Raw genomic sequence first — 12210 nt, forward strand, 5'->3', positions numbered from 1 at the left:
CCGCATTAGCGATCGGCGCTGAACGCCGCATCGTTTTCTTCATCTGTTGTGACATAGCCTGATATCTATTAAACCGAAAAACGGATTGTTTTTGAGCAAGCAGCCTGGCTGCCAGCTGATATCCACAGGAAGCTTTACACACACAATGAAAGTCGTAAAACCTCTGCGCCTCAGCGCGCTTCATCGCCCCTTCTCTTGGCAAGGGCAAAATCATCTGGGCGTTTCCGTTTTGGCCTTGGCCGACATGGGGGCCTCCCCGCGTCTGCGCCCCGAACCGGAACTGTGGCAGTTGGCCGCCGACGAACTTACGTTAAGTGGCGGCGTGCTCGATCTGGCTATCCCAAAAGCCTGTGCGGAGTTTCTCGCCACTGGCAACGCCTACACCCACCATCAACAAGACAAAACCGCCTGCGCCGTGAAGATCCAGTTTGATTCGCTGGAGAAAACGCTGGTGGTTTTCGGCGATCGCCATTGGATCAACGATCGTCCCTCCACGCCTCTACCCTTTGCAGAAATGCGTCTGGACTGGCGCCGGGCTTACGGCGGTACTCAGTTCGCCGATAATCCGCACGGCATCGGCGCCACTCCCGAAACATTTCCACAGGGCCGCATCCATCGCCTACCCAATGTTGAACCGCTGCAGGGACGCCTTGCGTCTCCTCGGCAAAGCGCCCAGCCGGCAAGCTTTGACGCGCTGGATATCACCTGGCCGCGTCGCTTCTCCCGCATCGGTAAAAACTACGACGCCGACTGGTTGAAGCACGGCTTTCCCGGCTTCGCCAACGATATCGACTGGCGCCTGTTCAACATGGCAGAAAGCGATCAGCAGTTTCCTCAACGTGATAGCTTGCCGCCGCGGGCTGCCTATCGGATTTGGAATATGCACCCTTCAGAACCGGTGCAGCAAGGGCATTTACCGCCGTGGCGCGCGCGCTGCTTCATCAACCGACTGCGCGGCGGTGAAACGCATTTCGAAGAGATCGCGATGCGCCATACCACCGTCTGGTTCTTCCCGCATCGGGAACAGATGCTGTTGATCTATCAGGGTAGCTCGCGCATCAATGAGGACGATGCCGCCGACGTGATGCAACTGATGCCGGCCCTGGAAACCGAAGGGGAGCCCCGTTCCACCGCGCATTATCGGCAGGTGTTGGCCCAGCGGCTGGATAAAGAACAGGGTGCTTTGCACGCTTTTCGCGAACAAGAATTGCTGCCGGAGGCGTGCATCGGTGCCTGGCTGGATACGGAAACGCCGACGCAGCAAAGCCCAATGGCGGAAAATATCGCCGCCTACGAGCACCAGCAGCGCGAAGAGCATCGCCAGCGCCTGCTGCGTGAAGGCCAGGACATCGATGAACTGTTCCCGCTACCGTCGCAAGAAGCGCCGCCGAAGCTGGACCAACTCGCCGAATTCGTCGAGCGTCTGGAAAGCCAGGCCGAGGTGCAGTATCAGGACATGCTCAAGCTGGCGCACGCCGAGGGTATCGACCCGCTTAACCCCGGAGGGGATCACGTGTCGCCCTCCGGTGCGGAAAGCTACCAGCAGCAGCGCGATCTGCTGTTCCAGGAGGCGCGCCAGCATCCCGACGCGTTCAGCGAGAAGCAGCTGGGGGAAAGCGAGCGCGCGCTGCACCAAATGTATTTAATGTCAGCGCAGGCGCAAAGCCCTGCACTGCGCTTAAGTGGCGATCTGGCGCAAATCATTCGCCAACGCGTCGCCGCCGCCATGCTGCGCGATAAAGATCTCAGCGGCCTTGATCTCACCGGCGCCGATCTGTCCGGCATGGATCTCTGCCAGGCTAACTTACGCGGCGCTTTATTGGAAAACGCCAATCTACGCCAAACCCGACTGGTGGGTTGCGATCTTCGCGAGGCGATGTTGGCGCGCGCCGATCTCAGCGGCGCCGTCTTGCAGCAGGCCGATCTGAGCCACGCCTCTTTGGCCCTGGCGAAATGCGAAGCGACAGATTTCGGCGGCGCGCAGCTGCATGAGACCAATATTCAGCAAACGTTGTTTCAACGCTGCGATTTCACGATGGCGTCATTACGCGATTTGCTGGGATACGAAACCTTGCTCGGACAATGTGATTTCAGCCGCGCCACGCTGGCCAACATTACCCTGATGGAACTGCAGCTGGAGCAGCTGACATTCAGCCACGCCCGGCTCGACAAAGTCAGCTTCGTCAAATGCCGGTTGCTGGCGGTGAACTTCAGTCAGGCGCGGCTGGAAAGTTGCGCCTGGGTTGACACCGAGACGCAAAGCCTCAGCTTCCACGCCGCACGTCTCACGGCCTGCGCCTTTGCAGCGAAGACACTGTTGCCGCAGGCGGATTTCAGCGACGCGACGCTAAACCAGTGCAATTTACGCCAGATGCCGTTGCAGCGGGCCAATTTTAGTCGGGCGCGTCTCAATAATTGCGATCTGTCGGAAACCCGATTGAACGAGGCCGATTTCCGCCAGGCCAACGGCAGTGGCAGCCTGTTCATCCGCAGCGATTTGTCTCGCGCCAGCCTGCGCGATGCCAATTTCATTGCGGCTATCCTGCAAAAATGCGTGCTGTCAGGCGCCGACCTGCAGGGCGCCAATCTGTTCCGGGCTGACCTGTCGCAGTCGCAAGTAGATCAGGCAACCCGGCTCGAGAGCGCCTATACCGCCAGGGTGAAAACATTGCCTCGCCACAACGGGAAGGAAGTATGACCTCAAAACCAGAGCAGATACGCCAGCGCGTAAAACGCGGCGAGCCGATCGCCGGAGAGGACTTGCACGGTCTGTCATTCGCCGGTCTGGATTTGGCCGGCGGCATGTTCAACGAACTGAACCTGAACGGCGTGAACTTCTCTGACTGCGATCTGCGCGACAGCGTTTTCAGCGATTGCCAGCTCGAACACGCACAATTTACGCGGGCGGATCTGAAGCAAACGGCCTTCAATCAGTGCGCCATGTCGGCCAGCCGCTTCAACGAGAGCCATATCGAACTGACGATGTTCAACGATTGTCGGCTTGAACAGAGCGACTTCAGCCGGCTGTCGCTCAACCAAAGTCACTGGATGTCGTGCCAATTGGCCGGCGCGAATTTTTCCGCCACTCAGCACGATCGCACTACCTTTTACGAAAGCCCGCTCGACGGCGTCATGTTGAATCAGGCGCGCTTATGCCTTGTCACGTTCTTTCGATTAAATCTCTGTAAAACGCAGTTTGAAGGCGTGAACTTCGACCGCGTCACGTTTTTCGAATGTGACCACCGCGGCAAAAGTTACGCCGGGCAGAGCCTGATCGCCTGCCAGTTTACCGATAACCAATTGGACGACGTCGACTTCAGCCAGGCGACGCTGCGCCAGAGCAATTTCAAGGGCGCTTCGCTGCGGCGCGCCAACCTGACCAGCGTACAGGCGCAGCAGTCGCTGTGGCTGGAGGCCAATCTGACTCAGGCGCAGTGTCGCGGCGGGCAGTTCGATCAGGCGATCTTCAGCGAAGCGACGTTGGATGCCGCCAACTTCAGCCAGGCGCGCCTGTATCAATGCGTATTTCAGCACAGCCGATCGGCGCGTTGTGATTTCAGCGACAGCGACCTGACCTACGCCGACTTCTGTTATGCCGACATTGGCGCCGCCGATTTCCGGCGCGCGCGCTTTATGCGCACCCGTATGCATCGCGCCCACCAGCAGCAAACGCGCTGGAGCGATCGCAGCGGGATCCTCGAGAGCGACGAAGAGCTGTACGCCGCCGAAACCTGGAGCGCACAGCGCCAGAGCCGAATCTGAATGCATTGACCACTTCACGAGGGGATCACCATGAGCGTTGCCAACACAACTCGCGCCGTCAACATCGCACCGCCCCAACAGGCCGCTGGCCAGGTCGTCAACCTGTTGCCGGACGGCAGTCTGGTGGTGGAATGTGAAGGTCGTGGCTGGCATTGTCGCCGGGCGGCGAGCTGCCTGCTGACGCCGGCCCTCGGCGATAACGTGCTGGTCGCCGGCTGCGGCCACCAGCTGTGGGCGATCGCCGTCCTCGAGCGGGCAGAGCCGCAAAGCACGGCGCGGCTCTGCGTCGCAGGCGATCTGCAGATTGAAACGCCGAACGGCTCGCTGTCGTTGCACAGCGCGCAGGCGCTGAAACTGAGCGGCGACGCCATGACGCTGCAGGCGAACAGCGGCGACTGCCACGTCGACAAGATGAAATACAGCGGCGAAGAGCTGTCGGCCTTCGTCAGCATCAGCCGTTTGGTCGGTAAACGCTGCGAGTCGCTGTGGCATTCGGTCAGCCAGATCAGCCATTCGCTGTTCCGCAAAGTGCGCCAAACCGAGCACGTGCGCGCCGGGCAGCTGGATTATCAGGCGGAAGATTACGCCCGCATTCATGCCCGCAACACGCTCATTACCTCAAAAGACATCACCAAGCTGGATTCGGAACAAATCCACGTCGGATAACCTGCGGAGGCCTTTTATGTTTGCCAACAGCCAAATGATCGGCGTGGACCTGGCGTTTCCCGACGTCTGTCTGACGCCAAGCCCGGCGCCGGTGCCCGTACCCTACCCGGATATCGCCCTCGCGCCGACCGCCATCCCGAACGCGTTCAACATTCTGTTCGTCGGTACCCCGGCGCACAACATGGCGACGGTAACGCCCCTGACCAACGGCGACAACCCCGGCGTAGCCACCGGTGTCGCTTCCGGGACGGTGATGGGGCCATCCCGCCACCTGACCGGCGCCTTTACCGTGTTGCTCAAAGGCACTCCGGCCACCCGGCTGACCAGCCTCAGCCTGCAGAATTCCACCAACGCGCTCGGCATGCGCATCGTGCCGAGCCAATTAAAAGTGTTGCTGCTTGCGCCCTGATGACGGCGCCTTATTACACAGCCATTCAATCAAGAAAAAGAGGACATTGTGAAAACACGGATTACCCTGACGCTGCTGACCGCCCTGACGCTTGCCGGTTGTTCCACCCCGCCGCCACCGCCGCCGGCGCTCAATAACGACGCCCTCATCAGCAGTGAAGTCAACGGCGTCACCCTGCAGCACCGCGCCGCGGTAAGCGCGCCGAAACAGTTCAAGCCGATCGGTGAGGAGTACCGCAGCCTGTATGCCGCCAGCATCATGAGTAGCCCGAATTATACCGGCACCGCCGTCGGCAGCCTGGACAACGCCGCCGCGTTCTATGCGCTGGGCGAAGTGGAAAACAACTGGCTGGCGATCTCCGCCATCCGCGGGGGCGATCTGATGGGGTATATCCAGGCCAACGCCGGCGTGCCGGAAGCGCGCTACAAATCAACGCTGCGCAAAGATCTGCCGCGTCGCGCGCGCGCCGCCAAACAGGACTGCGTCAAAGTCGGCGGCGACAGCAAGGCGTGTAAAAACGCCGGCTCAGCCACCTGGATCCTCCAGTAGTCAGCACGCCTGCGGGCGACGAGATTCCTATGATGACGACCCCTATCGCTTCCCGCTGGTGCGGGATGCTGTTTCTGCTGCTGGGCGCGCTGGCGCTCGGCGGCTGCATGTCTTCCGCCAAAAGCGTGCCATCGCGTTACAGTCTGGTGTTTGACGCTGACCGCCAGGTCAACGCCGCCGCCGGCGCGCAACCTGCGCCGATCAAAATTCGCGTGCTGCTGCTGCGCTCGGATGCGGAATTCATGGATGCCGACTTCTTCAGTCTGCAAAACGACGCCAAAAGCGTGCTCGGCAACAGCCTGCTGGACAGCGATCAGTTCTTCCTGACGCCAGGCCAGACCGGCAAGAAGCTCGGTGGGCAAAGCGCATTGGACGCACGTTACATCGGCGTGATCGCCGAATATCAAAATCTGGACGGCAAGACCTGGCGCATGTCACTGCCGCTGCCGGAACCTACCGAAACCAATTTCTACAAGGTATGGCAATTCTCGCCGGATGAGCTGGAAGCGCATATCGTCGCGGGCGTGAGTGGCCTGCGCCCCGTAAAAAAGGTCGACTGACCTACCGCTGCGCTGAAGCGAAGTAACTATAGGTGTGATGATGAAAGATGCTCATAAGGTTGTCTGGACTGAGGGGATGTTTTTGCGCCCTCACCATTTCCAGCAGGCGGAAAACTATCTCGAAGGCTATATGCGCAACTGGGGCCAGGCCCACAGCGGCTGTTTCTGGGGGTTCCTCACCCTGGATCTGGACCAAACGCTGCTGCGCCAGGGCAAGATTGCGCTCAACGCCGCCAGCGGCATCATGCCGGACGGCACGCCGTTTCGCTTCTCCGGCGCCCAGCAGGCGCCCGCGCCGCTGACCATCGCTGAAAACAAGACCGGTGAAAACGTGGTGCTGGCTCTGCCGACCTACCGCGCGGGGCGTGAAGACGTGATCTTTCAGGAAAGCCCGGAGGCGCTGGCGCGCTATCTGGCTTATGAGAACGAAGTCGACGATCTCAACGCCGTCTCGGTGGGCAGCGCGGCCTTGCAGTTCGGTCGCCTGCGCCTGCGGCTGATGCTGGAGAGTGAGCTCAACGCCGAATGGACGGCGCTCGGCGTTACCCGCGTGCTGGAAAAGCGCGGCGACAACAGCCTGCGTCTCGATACCACGCAGATCCCGCCGATGCTGAACTGCCAGGGCAACCCGGTACTGAAAACCTTCATCAACGATCTGCAGGGCCTGCTGCAACAGCGCAGCCAGCAGATGAGCCAGCGCCTGCTGCAGCCGGGCCGCGGCGGCAGTTCCGAAATGGTCGATTTCATGCTGCTGCAGCTGATCAACCGCCATCTCGGCCAGGTGAGCCACGCCTACCACCTCGATCATCTGCACCCGGAGCGCCTGTTCGCCGATTGGCTGCAGTTCGCCACCGAGCTCGCCAGCTTCTCGGCGCAGCGCACCCCGGAAGGCCGCCTGCCGGTGTATGACCACGACAACCTGGCGCTGTGCTTCGGCAAGCTGATGCTGCTGCTGCGTCAGGGGCTGTCGGTGGTGCTGGAAGACAACGCCATTCAGCTGACGCTGGTCGAACGCTCCCACGGGCTGAACGTCGCCACCGTGCAGGACGCCAAAATGATGCGCGATTTTGGCTTCGTGCTGGCAGTGCGCGCCGACGTGGCCGCCGAGGTGTTGCTGACCCACTTCCCGGCGCAGATGAAGATCGCCCCGGTCACGCGCATCCGCGATCTGGTGCAGCTGCAGCTGCCGGGCATCGGTCTGCGCACCATGCCCGCTGCGCCGCGCCAGATCCCCTATCACGCCGGCTACACCTACTTCGAGCTGGAAAAAGGCGGCGACCTGTGGAAACAGATGGAAAAATCCAGCGCCTTCGCCCTGCACCTGGCCGGCGAATTCCCGGGGCTGGACATGGAATTTTGGGCGATTCGCAGCCATACGGACCGGTAACCTATGACTCAGGAAAATAGCATGGCGCCGGCGGCCAACCCGCTGGTAGACGCCGCCAACCCGCTGCTGAACGCCATTTCGCAGATCCGCCAATCGGCCACGCACGCCAACCCGGCGCAGCTGCGCCAACAGCTGATTGACGAAATGCGCCGCTTCGAGATCCGCGGCCAACGCGCCAACCTGCCTTACGAGGTGATCATCGGCGCGCGTTATTGTCTGTGCACCGCGCTGGATGAAGCGGCGGCGCTGACCCCGTGGGGCAGCAACAGCGTGTGGTCCGGCAGCGGGCTGCTGGTGACTTTCCATAACGAAACCTGGGGCGGCGAGAAGTTTTTCCAGCTGCTGGCCAAGCTGTCGCAAAGCCCGCGCGAGCACATCAACCTGCTGGAGCTGATCAATTATTGCCTGCTGTTGGGCTTTGAAGGCCGCTACCGGGTGATGGAAAACGGCCGCTCACAGCTGGAAACCATGAAGCAGCGCCTGCTGCAACTGATCCGGTCGGTTCGTGGCGGCTATGCCCCGCCGCTGTCGCCTCATGCGCTGGATCTGCCGGTACAGCAGAAGCTGTGGCGGCCGCTGGTGCCGCTGTGGGCCTGCGTGGCGCTGACCGGCTTCCTGGCTTCGCTGCTGTTCATCGCCCTCAACTGGCGACTGGGCGACAACACCAGCCCGGTGCTGGCGGCGATTTACCAAACCAATCTGCCGCAGGTGGCGATCGGTAACCCGGCGCCGGCCGCGCCGCCGACGCTGAGCCTGAAAAGTTTCCTGCGTAAAGAGATCGCCGAGGGGTTGGTGGTGGTGCGCGACGAAGCGCAGCAAAGCGTGGTGATCCTCAAAGGCGACGGGCTGTTCGACTCTGCCGCCACCACGGTACGCGCCAACTATATTCCGGTCATCGACCGCATCGCCGCCGCCATGAACGGCGTCAGCGGCAAGATCCTGGTCACCGGCTACAGCGACAACGTGCCGATCCGCAGCGCCCGTTTCGCCTCCAACTGGGAGCTGTCGCTGGCGCGCGCCGAAGCGGTCAGCGCCCGCTTGCAAAAACACCTCGCCAACCCGCAGCGAGTCAAGGCCGAGGGCCGCGGCGAGAGCAACCCCGTCGCGCCGAACGATAACAAAGTGAACCGCGCGTTGAACCGCCGGGTAGAAATTACGCTGTTGGTCGCCCCTGAAAATACCCAGGCGGAAATCAACGGCTTGCCGCAAGGAACCGGAAAGTAATGCTCAGTACGTTATTCTCCATCATCACCAGCCGCCTGCTGTGGGGCTTTGTCGGCATCACCGCGCTGGCGTTCATCATCTGGACGATCGGCCCGCTGGTGGCCATCGGCGACTATCGCCCGCTGGAGCCGGAACTCAACCGCCAGATCGCCATCGGCGTGATTTACCTGATCTGGTTCCTGTGCCGCCTGATCCCGCGCCTCTACAGTGCCTGGTTCAACAGCCGCCTGCTGAGCAATCTGCGCGCCGCCGAAGCGGTGCCGGCGGAAGACGGCAAGCCCGAGGTCAAACAAGACGATCAGTTGGCGCAGCGTTTCGACGAAGCGGCGCAGCTGCTGAAAAAGGCGCGCTTCGCACCGGGCCAGGGCGACGGTAAACATCGCTGGATGACCCGCTTCAGCCGTCAATATCTGTACCAGTTGCCGTGGTATGTGATCATCGGCGCACCCGGCGCCGGCAAAACCACCGCGCTGGTCAACTCCGGCCTGCACTTCCCACTGGCGGATCGCTTCGGCAAAGCCGCGCTGCGCGGCGTGGGCGGCACCCGCAACTGCGACTGGTGGTTTACCAACGACGCCGTGCTGCTCGACACCGCCGGCCGCTACACCACCCAGGAAAGCCAGCGCGAAGAAGACGCCGGTGAATGGCAAAGCTTCGTCGCGCTGCTGAAAAAATACCGCACCCGCCAGCCGATCAACGGCGTGATGGTGACCATCAGCGTCGCCGATCTGCTGAGCGACAGCGCCGAAGCACGCGCCGCCCAGGCCAGCGCACTGCGCAAACGCCTGATTGAACTGCACGAACAGTTGGGCATTCACTTCCCGGTCTATGTGCTGGTGACCAAAACCGACCTGCTCAACGGCTTTATGGCCTACTTCGGCAGCTTCGATAAAGCGCAGCGCGACCAGATCTGGGGATTCACCTTCCCTTACGAGCGCTCACGGCAGCCGGACTTCAACCTGAACGCCGCCTTCGAACAACAATACGCCCTGCTGCAACAACGGCTGGATGCGGCGCTGCCGGATACGCTGCTGATGGAGCACGACGCGCGCCAACGCGCCGAAAGCTACCTGTTCCCGCAGGAGTTCGCCGCGCTGCGCCCGCTGCTCGGCCAATATCTGGAACAGGTGTTCGCCACCTCCAGTTTTGAAACCCGCTTTACCCCGCGCGGCATCTATTTCACCAGCGGCACGCAGGAAGGTCTGCCGTTTGACCGGGTGATGGGCGAACTGAACCGCTACCTGCAGCTGCCGACGGCCAACTCAGGGGTGCAGGCCAACGCGGCCTGGGACAGCGTGGGGCAGGAAACGCCGATCCCGGCAGCCAAAGGCCAGAGCTTCTTCCTGAAAGAGACGCTGGAATCGGTGGTCTTCCAGGAGTCCGGGCTGGCGGGCAGCAACCGCTGGTGGGAATACCGCAACCGCGCCCTGCACTGGGCAGGGTACATCGCGCTGGCGGTGATCCTGGCGGTGCTGGCGATGTTGTGGTTCACCAGCTACGGCAACAACAAGGCCTATCTGGCGGAAGTGGCCGCCAAGGTGCCCGGCGTCGAGCGACAGGGGCAAAGCCTGACCCCGTTGGGCAACGGCGACATGTTCTCGCTGCTGCCGTTCCTCAACAGCCTGCTGCATCTGCCGGACAGCCAGAACTTTTCGCTGGACGATCCGCCGTTCACCTACCGCATGGGGCTGTTCCGCGGCGATCAGGTGGGCGACGCCGGCAATGCGTTGTACCAAAAAGCGCTGAAAGAGCTGCTGCTGCCGCAGGTGGCGCAACAGATCGCCACCACGCTGCGCAACGACAACCACGGCGACGCGGACTTCAGCTACGAAGCGCTGAAGGCCTATCAGATGCTGTATCTGCCAAAGCAGTACGACGGTAAATTCCTGCGCGCCTGGGTGATGCTCAACCTGCAACGCAACCTGCCGCAGGGCAGCACGCAGAAACAGCTGCAGCAGATCGAATGGCACCTCAGCCAACTGCTGGATGCGCAGATCCAGGCCTCGCCTTACGCCAAAGACGAACAGCTGGTGGCGCAGGCGCAGGCCGCACTCAATCGGGCGCCGCTGTCGCAGCGCGTCTATGGCCGCCTCAAGCGCCTGCTGCTGAAACAGACCGACATCAAGCCGGTCAGCCTGGTCGATTTGGCCGGCCCGCAGACCGAACTGGCGTTCAGCCGCAAAAGCGGCAAACCGGTCACCGACGGCGTACCGGGCCTGTTCACCTCACAAGGGTACTGGAAAGCGTTCAACGACAACATCGACCCGGTGACCGACACCTTGCGCAAGGAAGACGTCTGGGTGTTGAACAGCCAGACGCCGGAGCAGAAAAGCGCCGATCTGACCAAGACCATCCGCCAGCTGTACATGCAAGATTTCATCAGCGCCTGGGATGAGCTGCTGGGGGATATCCAACTGGCCAACATCGGCAACCTGACCCAGCGCATCAGCAGCGCGCGCCTGCTGTCCGGCAACCCGTCGCCAATGCGCAATCTGCTGGTCAACGTCAGCAAAAACGTCACCCTGCGCGACGAAAAAAACGACGCCGATTCGCGCTCGCTGCTGGCAAAAACCGAAGATAAGCTGAACCAAAATGCCAACCGCACGCTGGAAGCGCTGTTCACCAACCGACCGGCCAACGCCGACGGTGACGTGTCGGCCCAGCCGGAACAGCTGGTGATGGCGCACTTCGCGCCGCTGCTGGAGCTGGCGCAAAGCCAGGGCGAAGGCAATAAGGCGATCCCTTTCGACAGCGTGCTGAAACAGGTCGATGAACTGTACAGTTACCTGACGGCGGTGCAGGGCGCGGCCAACAGCGGCATGTCGGCGCCGCCGAGCGACATTATCCCGCGTCTGCAGGCCGAATCCGGCCGCTTGCCGGTGCCGTTCAAACAGATGCTGCTGTCGCTGGCGATCGGCGCCAGCAGCGATACCCAGCGCAAAGAGATGGAGAACGTGAAAAAGCGCATCAGCTTCGAGGTCGGTAGCTTCTGCCGCCAGGCGATCGCCGGCCGTTATCCGCTGGTGGCCCGGGCGCGGCAGGAAGTGACGCCGGACGATCTGGCGCGCATGTTCGCGCCGAACAGCGGGCTGATGGACAGCTTCTTCCGCGACAATCTGCAGGGCAAGGTCGATACCACCCGCGCCAACTGGCGTTTCACGCCCGGCGTGGACGGCAAGACGCTGCCCGGCGGCGAAGGCATCCTGCGGTCGTTCCAGCAGGCGCAGCGCATCCGCGACGCCTTTTTCGCCAACGGCACGGCGACGCCCTCCTACCGCGTGACCGTGCGGCCGGTGCGGATGGATAACGACATCCTCAACCTGACGCTGGATATCGACGGGCAGCTGTTCAAATACAGCCACGGCCCACAGGTACCGCTGGTGGTCAGTTGGCCGGGCACCCGCAATACCAACCAGGTGCATCTGCAGCTGGCGCTGGCCAACGGCACCACCGCCAGCCTGGTGACCAGCGGACCATGGGCGCTGAATCGCCTGGTCGACATGGCGCAATCGTCGGGCACCGGCGGCCTCGGCCGCCAGGCGACGTTTAATCTCGACGGCCACCGCATCACGCTGGAGTTCACGCCCAACAGCATCCGCAATCCGTTCCAACTGCCGGCCTTCTCGTGCCCGTAGCCCCGAAAGGACATGACC

The 12210-nt window shown here is 62.0% G+C and carries 9 protein-coding genes; all 9 read left to right on the top strand.

Translation table 11 applies throughout. From position 1 onward, the window contains the following. The first annotated feature begins 145 nt into the window (after window positions 1-145). Genes ACJ8J4_RS06105 through tssM form a run of 9 tightly spaced genes read left to right on the top strand, consistent with a single transcriptional unit; the run spans window position 146 to window position 12192 of the window. Complete coding sequence (locus ACJ8J4_RS06105; protein ID WP_197836145.1) at window positions 146-2698, top strand: DUF2169 family type VI secretion system accessory protein; 2553 nt, start codon at window positions 146-148, stop codon at window positions 2696-2698. Then, window positions 2695-3762: a pentapeptide repeat-containing protein gene (locus ACJ8J4_RS06110; protein ID WP_197836143.1), complete on the top strand. Its 1068-nt coding sequence runs from the start codon at window positions 2695-2697 to the stop codon at window positions 3760-3762. The genes ACJ8J4_RS06105 and ACJ8J4_RS06110 overlap by 4 nt, the downstream gene beginning before the upstream one ends. 30 nt (window positions 3763-3792) lie before the next feature. Continuing rightward, window positions 3793-4428 carry a DUF3540 domain-containing protein gene (locus ACJ8J4_RS06115; RefSeq protein WP_025303284.1) on the top strand — a complete coding sequence of 212 codons (636 nt, stop codon included), beginning with the start codon at window positions 3793-3795 and terminating at the stop codon, window positions 4426-4428. A 16-nt stretch (window positions 4429-4444) separates the two neighbouring features. Continuing rightward, window positions 4445-4837 (top strand): DUF4150 domain-containing protein, encoded by a 393-nt coding sequence (locus tag ACJ8J4_RS06120; protein WP_004934933.1) that lies wholly within the window; start codon window positions 4445-4447, stop codon window positions 4835-4837. Between the two features lie 48 nt (window positions 4838-4885). Further along, window positions 4886-5386, top strand: coding sequence for a type VI secretion system accessory protein TagV (gene tagV / locus ACJ8J4_RS06125; RefSeq protein ID WP_025303285.1), 501 nt, complete (start codon window positions 4886-4888; stop codon window positions 5384-5386). A gap of 29 nt (window positions 5387-5415) precedes the next feature. Beyond that, window positions 5416-5946, top strand: coding sequence for a type VI secretion system lipoprotein TssJ (gene tssJ, locus ACJ8J4_RS06130; RefSeq protein WP_049209066.1), 531 nt, complete (start codon window positions 5416-5418; stop codon window positions 5944-5946). Between the two features lie 40 nt (window positions 5947-5986). Next, on the top strand, window positions 5987-7333 hold the full coding sequence (gene tssK, locus ACJ8J4_RS06135) for a type VI secretion system baseplate subunit TssK (RefSeq protein WP_025303287.1): 1347 nt from the start codon (window positions 5987-5989) through the stop codon (window positions 7331-7333). A gap of 21 nt (window positions 7334-7354) precedes the next feature. Next, a complete protein-coding gene (locus ACJ8J4_RS06140; RefSeq protein ID WP_049272050.1) occupies window positions 7355-8557 on the top strand; it encodes a DotU family type VI secretion system protein in 1203 nt (400 codons plus the stop codon). After that, window positions 8557-12192: a type VI secretion system membrane subunit TssM gene (tssM, locus tag ACJ8J4_RS06145; protein ID WP_442516029.1), complete on the top strand. Its 3636-nt coding sequence runs from the start codon at window positions 8557-8559 to the stop codon at window positions 12190-12192. The genes ACJ8J4_RS06140 and tssM overlap by 1 nt, the downstream gene beginning before the upstream one ends. The last annotated feature ends 18 nt before the right edge of the window (window positions 12193-12210 follow it).

Origin of the sequence: Serratia sp. CY47280 (genome assembly GCF_052168655.1) — a bacterium.
Lineage (GTDB): Bacteria > Pseudomonadota > Gammaproteobacteria > Enterobacterales > Enterobacteriaceae > Serratia > Serratia bockelmannii.